We start from the raw sequence: 20,678 nt of genomic DNA, 5'->3' as shown, positions 1-20,678 counted from the left end.
ATCAGTCAAGTTTTTTTTTGATTTTTTTTATCGTGAAATTATCTCATTTCACCCTGCAAAAAATGTGATTTTATTCGTCGTTTATAAACAGTAAAATGTCCCGAGAATGAAAGGATTAGCGACATAAATGCAACCTCATAACAACAACTCGATGTACACTAAAATTGCCATTATCGGTGGTGGTATAGCTGGTGCAACAGCCGCATTACACTTAGCAGAGCTTGGTCTAAACGTCACTTTGATTGAAAAAGGGGCAGGCCTAGTTAGCGGACCTCCCATCTGTCACTTGCATGCTGGTGGAAATTTGTACAGGGAAATTGATACGGACCAGTGTATAGATCTGCTAAAGCAATCTATCGAAACTGTTCGCCTATATCCAAACACGATTAATCATCGACCTACTGTGATAGCGGTTCCCTATAGCGATGGCGGGAGCCCAGAAGAGCTTTATGAACGGCTGATTACGATTCAAAAGTGCTACACAGAGTTAGTGGAGCTCGACGGTGCGAACAAAGTGTTAGGTGAACCCAACGACTACTATCGCTTTTACTCTAAAGAAGAGCTTGAAGCGTTGGCGGCAATGTCTCAGCCAGTAAACCCTCAAACGATCGATGAATGGATGATTCCATTTGCCAAACATACCGACCTCGAAGGCTTAAAGTTCCCTGTCGTAGCTGTTCAAGAGCATGGGTGGAGTGTTTTTCGTATTGCTGCATCAGCAACGCTGGCGTTAGAGAAAATGCCCAATTGCCAGTTATTAACAAACACTGAAGTTGTTGGTGTAGAAGAAGAAGCGAATGGCTGGAAGATTGAATACCTAGCGAGTAATGGCGAGTGTAAAATCACAGAGGTTGATTACCTAGTCAATGCATGTGGTTACGAAACCGGTGCAATCGATGATTTAGCCAACAAGCCCCGTGAGCGTCTAGTTGAATTTAAAGCGGCTTACGTCACACAATGGGATTCATGTGCTGAACTGTGGCCGGAAGTCATCTTCCATGGGCCAAGAGGGACGCCGAATGGCATGGCGCAACTAACGCCTTATCCGAATGGTATCTTTCAGCTGCACGGTATGACGAAAGATATTACCTTGTTTGATGACGGCTTGGTCGCAACGCAGGGGCAATCTTCGCAGCCTTTGCTACCAAATCGTCTGATTAAAAAAATCAAGAAGGGTTGGAATGACGATGTGATCATTGATCGCAGTCGACGTGCCATCGATCATATGGCTCGTTTTGTTCCGGCATACGGAAGTGCACATGAATATGGCACGCCATTATTTGGTGCTCAGCAGATTCCGGGTAAAGATGATACTTTGCGCGCAGCCGATGTGACCTTTGAAGGCGAGCATTACGCACGCGTTGAAGTGGTAAAAGGGTCTTCAGCGTTGGAAGCCGCGACCAAACTTGTTGAAACATGGGGGCTGTATGAATATGGTGAAAAATCTATAGAACAGCTTCATCCTGTCAGCATGGCTTTGAAGCCCCAAGACGTAGAAATTAAAGCCGTTCAACTTGCGATAGAAAGGGGTTACCCAGAAGGGCTAGCGCGTTATTACGGCGCACAACAGTAGAGGTGGTATTTATCACCTCTTACCTTTAGTAGCCAAAGAAACGAGCCCACTGCGACCAAACGTCTTGTAATCCTAATAAGTCGCCCTTAACAAAGCGCACTTTCTGGCCTGGTTTGGCTTGCGCAAGCCTCGGTAAATCAATTCTGGCCACACAGCCCACTTTTGGGTATCCGCCGATGGTCTGTCGGTCATTAAGCAAAATAATCGGCTCTCCATTAGGAGGAATTTGTACCGCGCCTAGCGCAATACCTTCACTTAAGTACTCTTTATTTGGGACTTGGATTCTACCATTAGTCATTCGATATCCCATGCGATCAATGAGTTGGCTTACTTCAAACTCGATCTTGTACAGTAAATCTACTTGATCACGATTGAAGTCATCTACTTGATAACCTTCAATCAGACGTAGCTCAATAGGCAGATCGTAGTCCGGTTTATAGCGGAAGGTCATTTGTTTAGTCTGCAAGGAAATCTTATGTGGAGTAAAACTAAGTACGTCACCAAGAGCAAGTGGGTGACCTCCACTCATGCCTCCGAGTTTATCACGTGTGACAGTCGCAACACTTCCGAGTTGGTGAGGTATGCAAAAACCTCCTTTAATCGCTAAGTAAGCGCGCAAGCCATTTTTAGGTAATCCGAAGGTCAGTCGTTGTCCCTTAAGTGCTCTGAATGTTGACCAGTTTGTGATAGGTTCACCGTCTAGGCGCGCGTTGAGATCCCCCCCTGCAATGGCCATTTCGCACGAAGCGTGAACGAGAAACTCAGCTTGTCCGAGTGTGACCTCTAGTGAAGCCGCATTAATGGAGTTACCGAGCAGGTGATTGGCCCAACTATAGGCGTAATCGTCTACCGGACCGCCTTGAGCAATCCCAAAATGTGAATAGCCGAAGCGGCCAAAGTCTTGGATTAGTGTTTGTTGTCCTGGCTTGATGACTTCAATGCAATAGGATTTATTCATTGCCAACCCTCCGATATTGTTCCGCCTAGCTGTGTAAATTCCTTCAAACCGATTGGGTAGAACTTTATCTGAGAGCCAATTGAGAACGGTGAGATCGGCGAAGCGTCTGGATAATACAGATCTATTGGGCAGTTACCAATGATGTTCCAACCTCCAGGGCTTTCGCAAGGATAAATAGCTGTTTGGTTATTGGCGATGCCGACACTACCTTTAGGCAGCATCACTCTTGGGCTATCTTTACGCGGTTGACGGATACGCTCATCAACATCGGTCAAAAACGCAAACCCTGCGGTGAAGCCGATTGCACCGACGGTATAAATTTGGTCGTGGTGAGCTTGAATGACGTTTTCTATCTCTAGCCCTTGCTGTCGATAGAGTTCTAGGTCTGGGCCGACAGAAAGGTCATAGTAAACAGGTAACTCAATTATTGTTGAGCGATGGTGCTCAGGTATCTCTTTTAGCGCTTCGGTGACGAGGTGCTCCAAGTAGGGAACGAACTCGAAGATGGAAATACGGTGCGGGAGATAGTCAATCAAGATTGTCGTAAAAGAGGGGGTGACGTTCATAACCCATGGGCTGAGCTGGTTACTAAGGCTCTGGCTAATCTGGCCTATGACCCAAGAAAGGTGATCATTAGGTTCGCTGTTGAATTTGATCAAGATGGAGCACTCGGCTACTGGATCGATGGATGTTTCTATATTCATTCAGCACCTTCTTCGGCTTTAATCAGATTACGGATATCTTGAATGAGTGAAATACTCTCGTCGTTATCTCCATGGACACAAATGGTGTCAGCTTCAAGCGGTATTAAAAAGCCATCAATAGTACGAACTTTTTTATAACGAATAATTTGCTGCACCTGACTGAGTAAGTCATCTCGGTTATGAATGACTGCGTCTGGTAGGCTTCGAGGTGCGAGTAACCCGTTAGCTTGATAGCGTCGATCAGCAAAAGCTTCGAATAGAAGAGGGACATTGTACTTATCAGCAATATCGAGCAATGCTTGGTTATCGGTAACCGCGAGTGTCATAAGAGGAAGACCGAAGCTTGAGGTCGCATCAACCACAGATTCGAAAACGGCGAGGTCGGTCTGCATATCGTTGTAGAGTGCGCCGTGAGGCTTGATGTACGTCACTTCAGTATTATGACTTTCACATAAAGCCTTTAGAGCCCCGACTTGATAGATGACCATCGCGGTAATTTCTTCTGGATCCATTGAAATACTACGACGGCCAAAGCCTTGTAGATCCGGATAACTTGGGTGAGCGCCAATTTTGACATCGTGAGCGACAGCAAGTCGGATTGTGTTGCTCATTATGATGGGATCGGAGGCGTGAAATCCACATGCTATATTTGCCATATCAATATGCGGCATGACGGCGGGATCATTTCCCATTTTCCAAGAGCCGTAGCTTTCACCCATATCACAATTGAGGTATGTAATATTTTTCGCTATCACTAGTTACTCCGATGTAAAAGGGGTTTTAAAAACATATATATGATAGATGTATTCTGGCGACTACATGTGCTTATTTTTTAATAAATAAAATATGATATATAGTATGTAAATAAGCCATAATTGATGAAATAATGGTGTTGTTTATTTCATTGTTTTTGCCAACTCAATCATGAAATTTGGTACTATGCCCAAACGAACGCTTATATCATCAATTGTCACACTGTGCAGTTTTTCAGTCTACGCTGATGACGATCTTACTGAATTAATGTCTATGAGTTTAGAAGAACTTTCTATGCTCGATGTGACTCTGGAAACTGCTTCAAAGTTTTCACAAAAGCTAACGGATATCCCAGCTGCTGTGTACGTTCTTGATGGTGAACGAATCAAGCGTAGTGGCGCAAAATCAATCGCAGAAGCTCTTGCGCTTGTTCCAGGTTTAAGGGTAAGTAGTATCTCTGGCACAGAATCAGCGGTATCGAGTCGCGGTTTTCATAGTGGCTTATTCAACAAAATGTTGGTTTTACAAGATGGACGTAGTTTATATAGCCCGATCTACGGAGGTGTTTATTGGCCCGAAATCGACTATATGCTCGAAGACATCGATCGCATTGAAGTGCTTCGAGGTCCTGCAGGTACAATTTGGGGGGGAAATGCCGAAAATGGTGTGATTAATATTGTGACTAAGTCGGCAGAGAAAACTCAAGGGGGTTTAGTATCAGCAACTTATGAGCAATATGGAAGATACAATGTCGGCATTCGGCAAGGCATTCAACTGTCCAATAATATTTACGCTCGTGCATTCTATAAGTATAAGTCAACAAAGCGTGATCCTATTAAAGATCCGACGTGCTGGAACACTCATGTTGCCGGGATGGTGTTTGAAAAAGTAGATGATTGGAGCTTAAGAGTTGGTGGCGAACAAGCAAGCTATGATCAAGATATCTATAAGGTACGCTATCAAAATGGCTATTTTTCAGATATTCGTTCTGAAACGGAAGAAATTGATAGTTACTCTTATTATGTTCAGTATGACAAAGCTATTCAACTTTCTCCGGCAACTGACAGCACTTATAGCCTTAGCTTTCAGCAAAATCATGATTCATCGTACGATGCTCCGGGGAAGTATCTTACGGTTGACGCCGAAGCCAATTTTATTACTGTACTAAATGATAGAGACACAATTACTTATGGTGGTGGCTACCGCTTTATTGATTTAGATTTTTATCATCAATTAAGTGATTATGACTTTACTGACTCGTACTCTGCTATACGTCTTTACAATATAGACTCCGCGTCAGATAACATAATCAATGGTTTTGTTCAGTATACCGCCTCTTGGACTTCAAAGCTCACTACTGTTATTGGTGCTAAGGCCGAGTACTTTGGACAAAATCAAGAAGTAGAAATATCACCACAAGCACGTGCTATATATAAGTTTGACGATGCAAATAGCATTTGGGCCGGAGTTGGTCGTAGTGCCATTGCCCCATCTTATATGGATACCAATTCATCATTTGTTTTAGTCGAGGCATACTGCCCAATTGGAAAAGACTGTTCTGCTGATCCTACTAACAATCAATATGTTTATTCAATGTCGTTGCCTAATGAGTCTGGAAGAATTGAGACTGTGCTGACGTATGAACTTGGCTATCGTTATGTCGCGAGTGTTTTTGAATTCGATAGCACGTTCTTTTTAAGTCATTATGACAATATTGTTGGTCAAGAATACGTCGGAGTTAACCCTGAACTTATCAATATCTATCAATCCAGTGCAGACTATTTTGTTGACTCTGTTGGGGTTGAAGTTGCTGCTCACTGGAACATTTCAGATACCTTCAGCTTATATGGAGCCTATAGTTATGTAACTCTTGAGCAGGGTTGGAATAACTCTGGGAGTAGCTCTGGAAGCGCTATTGATTTTTATTCAATCGACTCTCAGCATATTGCGTCAATACAGGGCTTATGGAGTATCACAGACCAGATTAAATTTGACATGGTTTTGAAGAAGCAAGCGACCGAGTATAAAGGTCAACCAGAACTTGATGATTTTGTTGTGTTGGATTTACGTTTAGCTTGGCAACAGACTTCATCCTCACCATTAGTTGAAGCACTAGTGACAGGCTTAGGTCAGGGTGAAGGGGCCCATATGGAAGCTTATGGAGGCTACAATCAAGAGCCAAGTGTTGCGCTAAGGCTGAGTTATGCTTATTAATCACCTCCCTACTAGGATATTGACTTTATTAGTTTCACTTGGTGTGTCAGTACCCGCATGGTCGAGTTTTAGCCCAGAGCAAGTGAAGGCCGTCTACCTATATCGAATAGCAACATTCGTATATTGGGATCAAGAGTCAGCAATGAATAGCATCAACATTTGTGTTGCCGATGACGCTGAAATTCAAAAAATCTTAGTACAAATTACTCGTGGCAAAAAAGTACGAAACAAACCACTGAATATTACTGATGTAGATTGCGATGTGCTCTACATCAGTGAACCCAGTAACTTGAACTTGTTAGCCAGCCTTCCAAAGGGGACTGTGACTATCGGCGGTATGGAGCAGTTCACAAATAATGGTGGGGCAATAGCGCTGGTCGAAAAACAAGGAAAAATAAAACCAAAGGTGAATCTCAAAAACATTGCGGGTTACCAACTGTCTTCTAACTTCTTACGTGTTGCAGAGATTGAAGGGGGTAAACAATGAAGCTCCCGACCAACCTCTCCTTGAAGAGCAAGTTGATCGTTCCGATCATCGTATTTACCGGGATGATTTTTGTGGTTTCACAAAGCTATGCGTTCTTTAACGCTTTTGAAACTCAGAAAGAGAACTTGATTAATCGAGTTAGTGTATTGGCAAAGGGTGTTGCCTATAACCTGCAGGCTGCAATCTTGTTCAGTGACAGCGTAAGTGCAACAGAATTGCTTGATGCTTTCTCTGCAGATGACGAAGTGTATCGTGTTAAGCTCTACACTTCTGATGGTCAATTGTTTGCGATGTATGAACGTGATGGTTCTGTGGCTCCAGTACCCACCGAGCGCCAACGAGAAGAAATCGCATTGAATAGCTACTCGATTGGTAATGAATATATCTTCCTACTTGTTCCAGTAGAGCTAGAAAAAGAAGTTATTGCCAATCTTAGGGTGACGATTTCAAAAGCGTCATTCGATAGCCTATACACGAATGCGTTACTTAATAGCCTAGTATTTTTCTTATTACTTGCAACTGCAGGTTTAGTTCTGTATATGACGGTTCAGAAATACATTCTTGGTCCAGTATATAACTTGAATGTCGGTATGCGTTCGTTTATCGATCGTAAACAGACGGCACCAAACATATTACCCGCTGCGAATGATGAAATTGGTGCGCTTGTTAAGGCGTTCAACACCATGCTTTATAGATTGAAGCAACGTGAACAGCAGGTTGCATTCACGCTTGATAAGCTTGAGGAAGAAAAGTCGTTTGCGAATGAAGTGGTAGAGACGGTTAAACACGCGCTGATTGTTGTTAATTCTCGTGGTGAGATCATTCACTTTAACCCAGCGGCATGTGACGTGTTCCGCTGCACTTCAGCGTACCTGAAGGGAACAAAACTTGTTGATATCATCAATAAGGGTGAGTCATCGGTGATTTCTGACGCGATTAATCGTCGTTTGGAGTTTACGGATAAACAAGTGTGGGTCATGGATGTGTTTAAACACCATCAATTGCTCAACATCAGCTCCACACAGTTGAGTAAGGTCGGGCAGGTTCTGTTTGCAATTCAAGATATAACCGAAGTCGAAGCCGCATTAAGACGCCAGCGCTTAGCTGCGGGTGTATTTGAAAACAGCCAAGATGGTCTTATAGTGACTGACGATAATGACGTGATCACTATGGTTAACCCGGCAGTCACTCGTTTACTTGGCTATACACAAGAATTCTTGCTTGGCAAGAAACCTGAAAACTCTTTCGAATGGCAGCAGTTTTACTCATTGATGCCAACGATCAAAGAGTCTGTAGAGCAGTATGGGCAGTGGCAAGGTGAGATCTGGGAAAAACACCTCGATGGGCACAAGGTACCCATGTTCGTCAAAGTGTCGCGCATTGTGAGTAGCGAAGGGATTAATAATTACGATTACGTTTATATCCTTTCTGATCTCTCTAACCTCAAAGAGATGGAAAGGCTAGAGTACCTAGCGCACCATGACTCTTTAACGGGGTTGGCTAATCGTGCCAAGCTGTATCGAGTGCTAGATGAAACGTTAACGATTGAGCGTGATACCGACGATGGAGTTGCACTTTTGTACCTTGAGCTGGATGGCTTTAAAGGGGTTAATGATACTTATGGCCACGACGCCGGGGATGAGGTACTAAAACAAGTTGCTGAGCGTCTGTTATCAACGTTTACCAGTCATGACTTAGTTGCACGACTTTCTGGCGATGAGTTTGTTGTGCTTGTTACCAAGACAACCGTGACTAATATATCTTCGATTGCTGAACAGTTAATAGACGCCATTCAGCGCGATATCGTCTATAGAGGACGAGTACTTAAAGTCGGCGCAAGTATTGGCGTTCACTATTCTACTGACTTGAGTGAGAATTTGGACCAGAGGCTTAAAGCTGCGGACACCGCGATGTATCAAGCAAAAAGTAGTGGTAAAGGTCGATATGTCATCAGTCAGGGTTAACTTTGTTCTTTAATGTAAATATGGCCTATGTTTTGTAGTAATACTTCTTTATTATACGGTTAGTGATTTCAAAAGGTTAGCAATATGAATGTTCTAGTAACCGGTGGCATGGGTTATATCGGTAGCCATACCTGTATTCAGATGATTGAAGCAGGGATGAAACCTGTCATTTTCGATAACTTGTACAACAGTAAGTCTTCTGTGCTTGAGCGCATTGAGAAAGTATCAGGGGTTAGACCACATTTTATTGAAGGTGATATTCGTGATAAAGAGCGACTAAAAGAGGCGCTTAAGGCACATGATATCGAGGCTGTGATTCACTTTGCTGGCCTAAAAGCGGTTGGTGAGTCGGTTGAGAAGCCGCTTGAATACTACGACAACAACGTAAACGGTACGTTAGTTCTTGTGGATGCGATGCGCGAGGTGGGCGTGAAGTCGCTGGTATTCTCATCGTCAGCGACAGTATATGGCGACCCAGCATCTGTGCCTATCACAGAAGATTTCCCAACCAGCGCCACCAACCCTTATGGTCGTAGCAAACTTATGGTCGAAGAGTGCTTAACTGATTTTCAAAAAGCGAACCCTGATTGGAGCATTACGCTACTGCGTTACTTCAATCCGGTAGGCTCGCACCCTAGCGGTGAGTTAGGCGAAGATCCTCAAGGTATTCCAAATAACCTAATGCCTTTCGTCTCTCAAGTCGCAGTCGGTCGCCGTGAGTTTCTATCTGTTTTTGGTAATGATTACCCAACGCCCGATGGCACGGGTGTGCGTGACTATATCCATGTAATGGACTTGTCAGATGGTCACATTGCCGCGCTGAAGAAAGTAGGGCGTAAAGATGGTCTGCATATCTACAATTTAGGTACAGGTAATGGCTCAAGTGTTCTTGAAATGGTCAAAGCGTTTGAGCTTGCGTCTGGAAAGCAGGTGCCATACAAGATAGTAGAGCGTCGTCCTGGTGATATTGCTGAATGTTGGGCAAACCCTGCTAAGGCGATGAATGAACTAGAGTGGAAAGCTGTACGCTCGTTAGAAGAAATGACCGCTGATACTTGGCGTTGGCAATCAAACAACCCTCAAGGTTATCCAGAAACTTAATTAAAGCCACTAAACAAAAAAAGCCACCGTATACACGGTGGTTTTTTATTTACGCTTGATACAAAATAGGCAAAATTGAATAAGCGTTAAAGGTTTAATGACCGAGGTTCAGTCAATTAAACCTCTTTATCTTTACTAAGCGATAGTAGCCAAACGCAGATAGCAGCGACTACGGCAAAGCCCGATAAGATAATGAAAGGCATAGCACCATAGCCTAGGATATGCCAAATTACAGATTCTAATGTACTCATAATTTAGTTCCCTTATTGCCAGCCTTCGACGCCATGCATGTCAGGTAGTTTGTGTGCGATACCTTTATGGCAGTCTACACATGTTTTATCACCTGATGCTAGGGCTGTTGAGTGTTGCTTCGCACTACGAGTGCTTTGCTCTGAGAAATCCATGTACTCGAATTGGTGACAGTTGCGGCACTCAAGAGAGTCATTTTTCTTCAAGCGAGCCCACTCACGTTCAGCTAAGTGAGCACGACGTTCCTTGAATTTTTCAGGGGTATCGATGGTCTTAGCAATAAAGTGAGCATAAAGTTCTTTAGACGCCTGAACTTTACGTACAATCTTATCTGTCCATTCATGTGGAACGTGACAATCTGAACAAATTGCACGCACACCAGAACGGTTAGAGTAGTGAATCGTTTCTTGAATTTCTTCAACGATAGGTGCGTGACAACCAGCACAGAACTCTTCTGTGTTGGTTGCTTCCATACCTGTGTTAAATGCGCCCCAGAATAGAAGACCACCGGCAAAGCCCATAAATAAAACTACGCCAACGGCAGCTTTACTTGGACTCGCTAGTCTCTTCCAAAACGCTTTCAATAATTTCATAGGTAACCTCTTATTTACTCACGTGCGCTTATTTAAGCGCATCAACACTCTTGTATTCATTTTCAACAAGCGGTTTTGCGGTTGCTTGAGGAACGTGACACTGAAGACAAAAGTAACGGCGAGGTGATACGTCAGCTAGTACAGCATCTTCACGGTTTACGTAGTGAGTAACACTGATCTTAGTTGCGCCCATCTCTTTTGCGTTTTTCCAGCTGTGACATGCTAGGCATTTGTTTGCATTTAGAGACACTTCGTAACTACGGATGTTATGTGGGATTAGTGGTGGTTGATATACAAAACTGCTGTCGAGTACTTGCTCACGAGGGAACTTTTTTAAGTCATCTGCAGGACGAGTTGCTTCTAGCTCACTTGCACCGCGTAAAGACTCAAGACCACCGATACCGCCAGGGTTTTCGATTTCAGCAACGGCAACGCCGCTTACAAGAGCACCAACAGATAACAGTGCGATTAGAAATTTTTTCATTATTAATTCTCCGCCTAATGGCCAAAATCTTGATTCTGACTACCCTCAAAGAGGGCAGTTAGAGCATTCATATTTAAGCGATTTTAGTAATCTTAACTGGACACTTCTTGAAGTCTGTCTGTTTAGACAGTGGATCGGTTGCGTCTAGAATCAGCTTGTTAATAAGAATACGTGCATCAAAGAACGGTACGAATACCAAGCCTTGAGGTGGGCGGTTACGGCCACGTGTTTCAACACGCACACGTACTTCACCACGTTTGTTCTCGATGAGTACTTCGTCGCCACGGCGGACGCCACGTGCTTTCGCATCTGCTGGGTGCATATAACAAACAGCATCAGGAACGGCTTTGTACAACTCTGGTACTCGACGAGTCATAGTACCTGTATGCCAGTGTTCTAGAACACGGCCAGTACATAACCACATATCGAACTCAGCATCAGGTGTTTCTGGTGGTGCTTCGTATGGAGCAGAGATAATCAGTGCTTTACCGTCAGGTTTACCGTAGAAATCCCAACCAGAACCTGCTTTCGCATATGGATCTGAGCCTTCTTTATAGCGCCATAGCGTTTCTTTACCATCAACAACAGGCCAGCGTAGGCCACGTACTTCGTGGTATAAATCATAAGGTGCTAAATCGTGGCCATGACCGCGACCAAATGCCGCGTACTCTTCGAATAGGCCTTTTTGTACGTAATAACCGAAGTGGTGTGCATCGTCGTTTAGTTCACGAGCTTCTTCGATTGGGAATTTGTTGATCACGCCGTTAGCAAACAGCATGTCATACATGGTTTTACCTCGGTATTGAGGCGCAGCAGCAAGTTGTTCTTCAGTCCAAACTTCTTCCATCTTGAAGCGTTTAGAGAATTCCATCACTTGCCATAAGTCAGACTTTGCTTCGCCGACAGTTTCGACTTGTTGGTACCAAGCTTGAGTACGACGCTCAGCGTTACCGTAAGCACCTTCTTTCTCAATCCACATTGCTGTGGGTAGAACTAGGTCAGCTGCTTGCGCGGTTGCTGTTGGGTATGGGTCAGAACACACAATGAAGTTTTCTGGATTACGGTAACCCGGTAGACGTTCACCGTTGATGTTTGGACCCGCTTGCATGTTGTTGTTACACATTACCCAGTAAGCGTTAAGCTTGCCGTCTTTAAGCATACGGTCTTGAAGAACTGCGTGATACCCCGGTTTTGGAGGGATAACACCATCAGGGATATTCCATATACCTTCGGCAATCTTACGGTGTTTAGGGTTAGCAACAACCATGTCTGCAGGTAGACGGTGCGCGAACGTACCAACTTCACGAGCAGTACCACATGCTGATGGCTGACCTGTTAGTGAGAATGGGCTATTACCAGGTGTCGCAATCTTACCTGTTAGTAGGTGGATGTTATAAATCAAGCTGTTCATCCAGACACCACGAGTATGTTGGTTCATACCCATAGTCCATAGTGACATTACTTTTGTATCTGGATCTGCGTACTGTTTAGCAAGCTCAATAAGTTTTTCTTCAGAAACACCTGACATTTCAGATGCTTTTTCTACTGTGTAAGGCGCAACTGACTTCTTGTATTCCTCAAATGAGATAGAAGACATTTTACCCGAGTTAGGGTTAGCAGCTGCTTTTTGTAGCGGATCATCATCACGTAGGCCGTAACCAATGTCTGTTGTTGCTTGCTTGAAGTTCGTGTGCTTATTAACGAAGTCCCAGTTTACCGCATCGTTTTCGATGATGTAGTGTGCGATGAAGTTTGCAATCGCAAGGTCTGACTGAGGCTCAAAGATGTAACCTTTGTCTGCTAGCTCGAAAGAACGGTGGTAGTAAGTAGACAGTACGTTTACTTTAACGTGTGGGTGGCTAAGACGACGGTCAGTTATACGAGTCCATAGAACAGGGTGCATTTCTGCCATATTCGAACCCCAAAGCACGAAAGAGTCTGCTGCTTCAAAGTCATCGTAACAACCCATTGGTTCATCGATACCGAAACTACGCATGAATGCGCCTACCGCTGATGCCATACAGTGACGAGCGTTAGGGTCGATATTGTTTGAGCGGAAACCCGCTTTCATCATCTTAGCAGCAGCGTAACCTTCCATTACTGTCCACTGACCAGAGCCAAACATACCAACGCCTGATGGACCTTGCTTCTTAAGAGCTTCTTTCCATTTTTCAGCCATTGTGTCAAAAGCAACATCCCAAGAAACTGGAGCGAAGTCGCCGTCTTTGTCGTATTTGCCATTTTTCATACGTAGAAGTGGCTGAGTTAGACGGTCTTGGCCATACATGATCTTAGAAAGGAAGTAACCTTTAATACAGTTAAGGCCTTTGTTTACTGGTGCTTCAGGGTCACCTTGCGTCGCAACAACTTTGCCATTTTGTGTACCCACAAGAACGGAACAACCCGTACCACAAAAACGACAAGGTGCTTTATCCCATGTGATTTTAGTTTGGTCTGAGCTAGCGATCAGGTTACTAGCAGAAGCTGGTAATGTAATACCTGCAACCGCTGCTGCTGATGCTGCCGCGTTTGCTTTCACAAACGCTCGTCTTGTCATCTTCATACTTCACCCTCGGTTTGGGAATGTTGAGTTCCAGTGTTTTCATTTATTGATTCGTTTTCATCAAGCTCTGTTTCGATTTGGTGATAAACTAAAACCGTGCTCAAAACGTTTGGTAAGTTGTTGATTGCTTCGATGTTGTCAGTAATGAAACCTTGGTTTTCTGTCTCCATTACAACGACGATTTTCCCTTCTGGGCTATCCCCGTAAATCTCTGCGTTATCAATCTCTTCAATCTGTGCCTTGATCGTTTCTAAGTGCTCTGGGGCACAATGGACGACTAAGCTAGAAATATGCACTTCATTCAGTGACATTGGTTACTTCCGTTCTAAACTAAAATTGCTCACATTGATGGATAAAGTAGGGCATATTGCAACGCATGCTCCACAACCTGTACACTCATCAAGGACTATATTCGGCTGTGCGACTTTACCGATTTCCAACTTAAACTGGATTGCCATGGTTTCGCACATATCACCACAGCTTCGGCATTCGACATTTTGCTTTGCCAGACATCCGTCAGTCATGCTCGCTTTTGCATCCCACGGATTATTTTTTTCAGGTTCAAATAATGACTCCGGACACACCTGTGCGCATCTGTAACAAAAAGTACATTCACCACGTGAGAAATCGACCTGAGGAAAACCACCATCACCATTAATGATGATGTTCGTTTCGCAGTTTTCAGCACACTTGCCACAGCGAGTACACAATTCAATGAATTGAGCGCTGTTTGTAAGCCACGGTAAACGAATAGTATTATCGTCAACGGTACGTTTTGAAAATAAGCGCCTTTTGGATAGGTCTACCACTATCACACCTAAACTGGTTAACTATTAAAATTTTGGATAAAACATTGTTCATAACCTTTCATTTATCCATATATAAATTGTAGTTTTTGAAACATTTCGATAAATACCCCTTAGGGGGTAATTGCTGATGAAAGTTGCTTTAGATCAATAAACTCACAGCGAAGTGATCACATATTGTCGCGCTAATTGATTATAAGCTTAGTATGTAGACAATAAATTTGTTTGAAGGTGTTAAAGAATCACATGTTAAAGAATGTGAAAAGCTCAGTTACAACGACCATTGCTAAGGCAATGATATGCATCCTGTTACTTTCGGTGGCGACAACTAGCTTCGCGATTGTTATGTTGGCTTCAAGCCTTAACGATGCAGAAGCGGTCAACGTTGCGGGTTCAATGCGTATGCAAAGCTATCGTCTTGCTTACGATATACAGTCAGAGTCCCACGACTATGAATCACATATAGCGATGTTTGAGCGTTCAATTTACTCACCTTCAATGAAAGCAACGCAAAATTGGGCTGTACCCGCGGACATAACCCACGACTACTACAGTTTGATTACTCGTTGGCATGAGTTAAAACTGGTCCTAAAAGGTGATGATAAAGAGCGTTACTTGGAACAGGTAGAAGGGTTTGTTAATCAGATCGATGCGTTTGTATTTAAGTTGCAAGACTTTTCGGAAACGAAGTTGATCTCGCTCGCTTGGGTAGGGGGGATAGGATTAGGCTTTGTACTGTTGATAAGCATTTTTGTTGTTCATTACACACGCAAACATGTCGTCACTCCTTTGAACGCATTAATGCTAGCCAGTGAGCAGATCCAAGCGCGCTCATTTGATGTTCAGCTCAATATTTCTAGTGATAATGAAATGGCTGTACTAGCAAAAGCATTCAATAATATGGCGCGGGATTTAGGTAATTTGTACCGAGGTCTAGAAAAGGCCGTTAATGAGAAGACCCTAAAACTACAAAATGCCAATGATTCACTGCGAGTCTTATATCAATCCTCACAAGAACTTACGGCTTCGAGAATTACGCAAGATAACTTCTCAGCAATCTTAAAGCATATTGTTAGCTTAGAAGGCATTTCAGCAGCTAGATTAGAAATTAATGAAGTCGGCGAAAAACCTATTTTGATCTCTGAAGGCGAGGCATGCAGAAACTGCCAAAAGAGCTGCAGTAGTCAGAAACTCGCTTTAGATGGGCTTGATCTTGGTACATTATATTGGAAGGTCTCTTTGCCGTGTCCAGATCAAGCATTGATTGACAACTTTGTACAGATCTTGTCGCGAGCGGTATATTACAATCAGGCTCAGCGCCAAGCAGAGCAGTTACTCGTTATGGAAGAGCGTGCCACTATTGCCCGCGAGCTCCATGACTCATTAGCGCAATCGTTATCATATTTGAAGATACAAGTCTCTTTGTTGAAGAGATGTATGAGCAAACTCCCTGATTCACCGGAACTAGAGAAAACTTCACCAGTTTTGGATGAATTGGATACTGGTTTGTCTGCGGCTTACAAGCAACTGCGTGATCTACTGACGACCTTCAGATTATCTATTCAAGAAGGCAGCTTTGGTACTGCTCTTCAAAGTATGACGGAACAGTTATCTGATCAGACAGATGCTGAGATTGAACTCAATAACCAATTGTCTTCTATTGAATTAGAAACAAACCAACAAGTACACTTATCACAGTTGATACGCGAAGCGGTAACGAATGCGATAAAGCATGCGCAGGCAAAACATATAAAAATAGAATGCAACGAGACAGATACTCACATCCAAGTTTTGGTAAAAGATGATGGGATTGGCTTTAATACTAAATTAGAAAAAGCGAATCATTACGGGCTGAGTATTATGCAAGAACGTGCCTCAAGGCTTAACGGTAAGTTAACTATTACAGCGAATGAAAAGCAAGGCTGTGAGGTATATTTAAAGTACCCCAAAATTAAGGATTCAAACATTGACAAAGTGTAGAGTGTTATTGGTCGATGACCATCCATTAATGCGACGTGGTATCAACCAACTGTTGAGTTTCGAAGAGGAATTTGAAGTCGTTGCAGAAGCAAGCAACGGTACGGATGCAGTGGCTCAAAACCATGAGCACAAACCAGATCTGATCTTACTTGATTTAAATATGAAGGGGATGTCCGGTCTAGACACACTTAACGCCTTACGTGCCGATGAATGTGATGCGACTATCGTTATTCTAACGGTTTCAGATAGCCCTGCAGATATTGAAGCGATCGTTAAAGCAGGCGCAGATGGTTACTTACTTAAAGACACCGAGCCTGATGAACTGATTGAATTACTAAAAGATTCGTTACATGGTAACAAGGCATACAGTCAAGAAGTTGCAATTTACTTGGCTGAAAGAGAAAACTGCAGCAGTGTGTTTGACGAGCTAACAGATCGTGAAATGCAAATCCTGAAAGAGGTCGCGAAAGGCCTTAGAAACAAGCAAATCGCAGATACCCTGTTTATATCTGAGTCGACTGTGAAGGTGCACATGAAAAGCTTGTTGAAGAAGCTCCAAGTGCCATCGCGTACTGCGGCGACAGTGCTTTACCTTGAACGGCATGGTGAAATGAAGTAGTCAATAATGAAAAAGGGGGAGCTCAAATGAGCTCCCCCTTTTGTTTATCGATGAGATAGCTTAAGCGCTCATTGGTACAAGAACTAAGGTGCCTAAGATAACCGTAACCAACCCACATACTACAGGTACAGACGTACGTTTAACGACTTCAAACGGACTGATTTTACCCATGCCTGAAGTGGCAACTACGACACCAGACACTGGTGAAATTGTACGGCCTAGGTTAGAAGCCTGAAGCATCGGAATGATAAGGAAAGCAGGGTTTAGGCCCATCTTCGCGGCTAATGAAGGCGCTAGTTCTACGAAAGCATAAAAAGGCGCGTTACCTGAACCTGTAGCAATCGCAGCAGCAACAGTTAAGCCTGTTAGAATTAGCATCAGAGCGATACCACCAGCGCCAGCTGTTTCAGCAAGGTGCAGTAAGTTATCGATCGCGCCAATTGACATCAAACCTTGAGCAAACACACCTGCAGCGACTAATAGCATGACCACGCCTTTAAATGCGTCAGCCATACCTTGGTAGCATGATTCGAGGTCCGCAAGCGCCTTTTCACCATCAAAGCGCTTAACGACAAAGTCAGTTAAGGCACCGATAAAGATGGATAGAACGACAATAGTGTAGATATCAAGTTTTAGGCCAGGAATAGTGCGGCCGTTAAATAGAAATACACCGATGATTGGAAGGAAAGGCAGTACCGCATAGAAAGCCGGTGCGTTCACTTCAATCTCAGAAACGTCGACACGCTCCATTGGTGAATTGTCTTTTTTATCTAGATATTTGTTCCAGAAGAAGGCAGCCACGGCCATAACGATGATCGCGCAGATCGAAACGGGTAATACAGTTTGTACCGCAAAAACATCTAAATCTAAGCCTGATTTTTCTGCTGCAATCACAACGTCACCGGATGTTGGTGAAAGGATGATTGCCGCAGGTGAAGCACATACCGCTACTGCTGCTGGGCGAGAGATACCCATTGCAGTCATCATAGGGAATAGTGTTGCCATCAAGAGTACACCTAGACCCGTTGCTGAGCTCACGGCTAACGACATTAGACATGCAACGATGTATGCAGCCACTAACAGAACGTAAGGTGATTTAATGACAGATAAAGGCTTAGAAAACTGTTTAACAACGACATTGTTTGCGCCAATGTGTGTCATGTAAGAAGCGAAACCACAAAGTAACATGATTTGCATACCTAGACCGCCACCACGGTACTGAAGCATGTATTTGACGTATTCTAGTGCGTCAGTAAAAAGGTTACCGGTTGAAGCTACTTTTGAAGGGAGAACGGTGTGCCCAATAAGGCCGGTTAGAATAAGAAGTAGCACACCTGCCGTGAGTAGAACACCGGCTGGTTTGTAGCCTTTAACAATGAAGTAGCCAACGGCAACCGTCACTGCTAAGCCGATTAAGAGTTCCAGCATAGAAATATCCTCAACTATTGAAAATTATAAAGAAACTGTTTCAAACTATTGCAAAGAATGTACAAAATTCTATGCTGCCCGACGAGGCTAAGTTGAGATTCCGATGATCTAGAGCAATAAAATAAGCTAGGTATTAAAACTAGTGAAACATATTGTGTATATAGGGTTTTGCAGATGTTAAATATATTACAGGGGGAGAGTTAGGAAGTTTTAGTTAGATCAAACTTTGGGAAGTGGCGTTATAGAGCCAATTTATCGAGAAGCGCTTATATAAATGGAGCTTGGGTCTCCAATTGAGGCAAGATTGTTACACTCATCACGGTAAACGGCTTCAAGAGGCTCAGGTATAGCAAGATGGTAGCCTTGGTACATATCAACGTTCAGTGAGCGCATCGCCAATAATTGTTCTTCTGTCTCGATGCCTTCAACAACGACCTTAGAACCGATTTTTTTTGCGAGTTTCAAACCGGACAGTAAAGCGAACTGTTCACCGTTCATGTAAGAGAGCATAAGAGAGCGGTCTATTTTAACGATGTTAGGGCTAAGTCGTTCAACTCGCGCACGATTTGAGGCATCAACGCCAAAGTCATCGACAGCAATATTGAACTCACTGGCGTTGAGTTTTTTCATAGCACTGGCTAGGCTTTGTTCATTGTCAGCTTCAATTTCAACAACTTCCATCACAAGTTGGCTGTTATTGATACCTAGTTCTCTAAGACGTTGAGCGAGCAAACTCGTATCGATATTTTCTAAAGCTAAATATTCACCGGCAGAGGGCAGTACGTTCAAAAACAGCATTAAATGACGGTACTTTGATCTAGAGAAGTTTCGAATATGGATAACACGACTTAATCGCTCTACATTGATTTTGTCATCAAAGCACGTCTCGTCTGAATGGAAGAAAACGTCGGGTTTAACACAGCCATTCTGCTCATGACGGATACGAACTAAGGCCTCAACACCAATAATTTGGTTATCTGAGTTAAAGATGGGCTGAAAAACGCTATGTAGAATCAGTTCCTTGTATTGGCCTACATATTGGAACTGATCATTGATAGAAAGGCAGTCAACAAATTGCTGCTTTGTTGAAAGAATCATATTTAATTCCGACCCCTATGGACTAATGCGCTTTCCAGAATGCTATGATGCAAACCATTGACATAATATTGACAATGACGTGATTTTGTCAATGTCTATTCACCTTAAGTCTAAGAAATAATCCTATTTATGAAGAGTATTTCATATCAATATAATTTCAGTTAATTACCCTGATAACTATGTAGATAGTTAAAAGTTAAGCTGTGAGATTGTATCTCCTCTAGATCGAAATGGTAGTGGAGGTTGGTCTTACAAGTTGGTTTCGGGAGGAGCGTCTCATCCTCCTTATGATGAACGTAATGCTGCTTTAGAAAATTGTCGACTGTACTGAGTAAGCGACATTGAACTCAAAAAAAAGATTTAACTGAAAGGGTCAACTCAATTGAATCACAGAGTAGAGCTGAATGTATTTTCTCACCAATTGGCGATCTGTGGCTCTTTTTAGTGGGTGAGTGAACTTTACAAAGTACGGGCTTAACTTGAAGTGTTCCTCTAATGACAAAGCCAGTTGGGATTCGCTCTCATATAATGAGATACCTTGAATGCGGTACTCATCAATTTCGTCTGGAAGTTCGCCCGTCCACCAGTGAAGTAACTCTCGACTCTGTTTACTGCGCGTAATCCAGTGATCGGTCAGTAATAGGAGAAGGTCATTAGGTTGAACGGCAAAGCCATATTCTTCTTGCCATTGAGCAACGGTTTTAAACAACTTTTTACGGCATGAAGGTCCTGCACTGACAAGATGCGAAGTTAAGATCCATACGGTACCAATATCAGAGCTTACGCGATAATGATGTGGTAGGTCAGACGCTTGAGGGGTATCTAGAGGCTTATAGTCGTAATCGTGCCCGAACTCATTCAAGGTTCTTGACAGTCTTCTCGCAAACGCCAAGCCTAAATGATGTTCGCTCATTCCTTTATTGTGAATTGTTGGGTAGTGTTTTTCACACAGCACCATGCAGTCAGCCTGAAATTCATTGACGCTCTGAACTAGCACATCCAATAACAAGATCCATCTCTCCATAATGAGCAATATGCGCAAATAGCGTAACATGCGTATGATAACTTTCGTTACACTTAATCTACTAAAATATGAGGAGCTTT

At 43.3% G+C, this 20,678-nt stretch carries 19 protein-coding genes; 7 read left to right on the top strand and 12 right to left on the bottom strand.

Going from position 1 to position 20,678, the window contains the following annotated elements; all coding sequences use genetic code 11:
• Nucleotides 1-127 precede the first annotated feature (127 nt).
• Nucleotides 128-1,573 carry an FAD-dependent oxidoreductase gene (locus tag ACU01J_RS14240; protein ID WP_481086296.1) on the top strand — a complete coding sequence of 482 codons (1,446 nt, stop codon included), beginning with the start codon at nt 128-130 and terminating at the stop codon, nt 1,571-1,573.
• Nucleotides 1,574-1,598: 25 nt separating this feature from the next.
• On the opposite strand, the gene ACU01J_RS14235 is transcribed toward ACU01J_RS14240, so the two are convergent.
• From ACU01J_RS14235 to ACU01J_RS14225, 3 genes are read right to left on the bottom strand one after another with little or no spacing between them, the layout of a single operon-like run.
• Complete coding sequence (locus ACU01J_RS14235; protein WP_481086295.1) at nt 1,599-2,531, bottom strand: 5-oxoprolinase subunit C family protein; 933 nt, start codon at nt 2,529-2,531, stop codon at nt 1,599-1,601.
• Nucleotides 2,528-3,235 carry a 5-oxoprolinase subunit B family protein gene (locus tag ACU01J_RS14230; protein WP_481086294.1) on the bottom strand — a complete coding sequence of 236 codons (708 nt, stop codon included), beginning with the start codon at nt 3,233-3,235 and terminating at the stop codon, nt 2,528-2,530. Before ACU01J_RS14230 ends, ACU01J_RS14235 begins: the two co-directional genes overlap by 4 nt.
• Nucleotides 3,232-3,987 (bottom strand): 5-oxoprolinase subunit PxpA, encoded by a 756-nt coding sequence (locus tag ACU01J_RS14225; protein ID WP_481086377.1) that lies wholly within the window; start codon nt 3,985-3,987, stop codon nt 3,232-3,234. Before ACU01J_RS14225 ends, ACU01J_RS14230 begins: the two co-directional genes overlap by 4 nt.
• 274 nt (nt 3,988-4,261) lie before the next feature.
• Between ACU01J_RS14225 and ACU01J_RS14220 the strand changes: the two genes are divergently transcribed.
• The 4 genes from ACU01J_RS14220 to galE all read left to right on the top strand — a co-directional run bounded on the left by ACU01J_RS14220 (nt 4,262) and on the right by galE (nt 9,754).
• Nucleotides 4,262-6,202: a TonB-dependent receptor plug domain-containing protein gene (locus tag ACU01J_RS14220; RefSeq protein ID WP_481086293.1), complete on the top strand. Its 1,941-nt coding sequence runs from the start codon at nt 4,262-4,264 to the stop codon at nt 6,200-6,202.
• Nucleotides 6,192-6,689 (top strand): YfiR family protein, encoded by a 498-nt coding sequence (locus tag ACU01J_RS14215; RefSeq protein WP_481086292.1) that lies wholly within the window; start codon nt 6,192-6,194, stop codon nt 6,687-6,689. The genes ACU01J_RS14220 and ACU01J_RS14215 overlap by 11 nt, the downstream gene beginning before the upstream one ends.
• Nucleotides 6,686-8,653: a sensor domain-containing diguanylate cyclase gene (locus ACU01J_RS14210; protein ID WP_481086291.1), complete on the top strand. Its 1,968-nt coding sequence runs from the start codon at nt 6,686-6,688 to the stop codon at nt 8,651-8,653. The genes ACU01J_RS14215 and ACU01J_RS14210 overlap by 4 nt, the downstream gene beginning before the upstream one ends.
• Nucleotides 8,654-8,737: 84 nt before the next feature.
• Nucleotides 8,738-9,754, top strand: coding sequence for a UDP-glucose 4-epimerase GalE (gene galE, locus ACU01J_RS14205; protein ID WP_481086290.1), 1,017 nt, complete (start codon nt 8,738-8,740; stop codon nt 9,752-9,754).
• Nucleotides 9,755-9,870: 116 nt separating this feature from the next.
• Here the strand turns inward: galE and ACU01J_RS14200 are convergent, their stop codons facing one another.
• The 6 genes from ACU01J_RS14200 to napF all read right to left on the bottom strand — a co-directional run bounded on the left by ACU01J_RS14200 (nt 9,871) and on the right by napF (nt 14,452).
• Complete coding sequence (locus tag ACU01J_RS14200) at nt 9,871-10,005, bottom strand: TIGR02808 family protein (RefSeq protein WP_481086289.1); 135 nt, start codon at nt 10,003-10,005, stop codon at nt 9,871-9,873.
• Between the two features lie 12 nt (nt 10,006-10,017).
• A complete protein-coding gene (locus ACU01J_RS14195) occupies nt 10,018-10,596 on the bottom strand; it encodes a NapC/NirT family cytochrome c (protein ID WP_481086288.1) in 579 nt (192 codons plus the stop codon).
• A gap of 28 nt (nt 10,597-10,624) precedes the next feature.
• The gene (locus ACU01J_RS14190) at nt 10,625-11,080 is read right to left on the bottom strand and encodes a nitrate reductase cytochrome c-type subunit (RefSeq protein ID WP_481086287.1); all 456 of its coding nucleotides are present in this window, start codon (nt 11,078-11,080) and stop codon (nt 10,625-10,627) included.
• Between the two features lie 73 nt (nt 11,081-11,153).
• On the bottom strand, nt 11,154-13,643 hold the full coding sequence (napA, locus tag ACU01J_RS14185; protein ID WP_481086286.1) for a periplasmic nitrate reductase subunit alpha: 2,490 nt from the start codon (nt 13,641-13,643) through the stop codon (nt 11,154-11,156).
• The gene (locus ACU01J_RS14180; protein ID WP_481086285.1) at nt 13,640-13,954 is read right to left on the bottom strand and encodes a chaperone NapD; all 315 of its coding nucleotides are present in this window, start codon (nt 13,952-13,954) and stop codon (nt 13,640-13,642) included. Before ACU01J_RS14180 ends, napA begins: the two co-directional genes overlap by 4 nt.
• Before the next feature lie 3 nt (nt 13,955-13,957).
• Nucleotides 13,958-14,452 (bottom strand): ferredoxin-type protein NapF, encoded by a 495-nt coding sequence (gene napF, locus ACU01J_RS14175; protein WP_481086284.1) that lies wholly within the window; start codon nt 14,450-14,452, stop codon nt 13,958-13,960.
• A gap of 243 nt (nt 14,453-14,695) precedes the next feature.
• On the opposite strand from napF, the gene narQ reads away from it, so the two are divergent.
• The gene (gene narQ, locus ACU01J_RS14170; RefSeq protein WP_481086283.1) at nt 14,696-16,429 is read left to right on the top strand and encodes a nitrate/nitrite two-component system sensor histidine kinase NarQ; all 1,734 of its coding nucleotides are present in this window, start codon (nt 14,696-14,698) and stop codon (nt 16,427-16,429) included.
• Nucleotides 16,416-17,048, top strand: coding sequence for a response regulator (locus ACU01J_RS14165; RefSeq protein ID WP_481086282.1), 633 nt, complete (start codon nt 16,416-16,418; stop codon nt 17,046-17,048). The genes narQ and ACU01J_RS14165 overlap by 14 nt, the downstream gene beginning before the upstream one ends.
• Nucleotides 17,049-17,108: 60 nt before the next feature.
• On the opposite strand, the gene dcuC is transcribed toward ACU01J_RS14165, so the two are convergent.
• The 3 genes from dcuC to ACU01J_RS14150 all read right to left on the bottom strand — a co-directional run bounded on the left by dcuC (nt 17,109) and on the right by ACU01J_RS14150 (nt 20,583).
• Entirely contained in the window at nt 17,109-18,476 is a 1,368-nt protein-coding gene (dcuC, locus tag ACU01J_RS14160; protein ID WP_481086281.1) for an anaerobic C4-dicarboxylate transporter DcuC, read from the bottom strand.
• Between the two features lie 252 nt (nt 18,477-18,728).
• Nucleotides 18,729-19,574: an EAL domain-containing protein gene (locus tag ACU01J_RS14155; protein WP_481086280.1), complete on the bottom strand. Its 846-nt coding sequence runs from the start codon at nt 19,572-19,574 to the stop codon at nt 18,729-18,731.
• A gap of 373 nt (nt 19,575-19,947) precedes the next feature.
• A complete protein-coding gene (locus ACU01J_RS14150; RefSeq protein ID WP_053439126.1) occupies nt 19,948-20,583 on the bottom strand; it encodes a hypothetical protein in 636 nt (211 codons plus the stop codon).
• Between the last annotated feature and the right edge of the window lie 95 nt (nt 20,584-20,678).

The organism is Vibrio sp. 2433-A1, from assembly GCF_056726085.1.
This window is presented reverse-complemented; position numbering and strand designations above follow the sequence as displayed.

Bases quoted from the DNA above. Each gene is read 5' to 3' on its own strand.
- ACU01J_RS14235 (WP_481086295.1), bottom strand. From the start codon at position 2,531: ATGAATAAATCCTATTGCATTGAAGTCATCAAGCCAGGACAACAAACA.
- ACU01J_RS14200 (WP_481086289.1), bottom strand. From the start codon at position 10,005: ATGAGTACATTAGAATCTGTAATTTGGCATATCCTAGGCTATGGTGCT.
- narQ (WP_481086283.1), top strand. From the start codon at position 14,696: ATGTTAAAGAATGTGAAAAGCTCAGTTACAACGACCATTGCTAAGGCA.
- ACU01J_RS14190 (WP_481086287.1), bottom strand. From the start codon at position 11,080: ATGAAAAAATTTCTAATCGCACTGTTATCTGTTGGTGCTCTTGTAAGC.
- dcuC (WP_481086281.1), bottom strand. From the start codon at position 18,476: ATGCTGGAACTCTTAATCGGCTTAGCAGTGACGGTTGCCGTTGGCTAC.
- ACU01J_RS14195 (WP_481086288.1), bottom strand. From the start codon at position 10,596: ATGAAATTATTGAAAGCGTTTTGGAAGAGACTAGCGAGTCCAAGTAAA.
- ACU01J_RS14230 (WP_481086294.1), bottom strand. From the start codon at position 3,235: ATGAATATAGAAACATCCATCGATCCAGTAGCCGAGTGCTCCATCTTG.
- galE (WP_481086290.1), top strand. From the start codon at position 8,738: ATGAATGTTCTAGTAACCGGTGGCATGGGTTATATCGGTAGCCATACC.
- ACU01J_RS14210 (WP_481086291.1), top strand. From the start codon at position 6,686: ATGAAGCTCCCGACCAACCTCTCCTTGAAGAGCAAGTTGATCGTTCCG.
- napA (WP_481086286.1), bottom strand. From the start codon at position 13,643: ATGAAGATGACAAGACGAGCGTTTGTGAAAGCAAACGCGGCAGCATCA.
- ACU01J_RS14155 (WP_481086280.1), bottom strand. From the start codon at position 19,574: ATGATTCTTTCAACAAAGCAGCAATTTGTTGACTGCCTTTCTATCAAT.
- ACU01J_RS14215 (WP_481086292.1), top strand. From the start codon at position 6,192: ATGCTTATTAATCACCTCCCTACTAGGATATTGACTTTATTAGTTTCA.
- ACU01J_RS14180 (WP_481086285.1), bottom strand. From the start codon at position 13,954: ATGTCACTGAATGAAGTGCATATTTCTAGCTTAGTCGTCCATTGTGCC.
- ACU01J_RS14240 (WP_481086296.1), top strand. From the start codon at position 128: ATGCAACCTCATAACAACAACTCGATGTACACTAAAATTGCCATTATC.
- ACU01J_RS14220 (WP_481086293.1), top strand. From the start codon at position 4,262: ATGAGTTTAGAAGAACTTTCTATGCTCGATGTGACTCTGGAAACTGCT.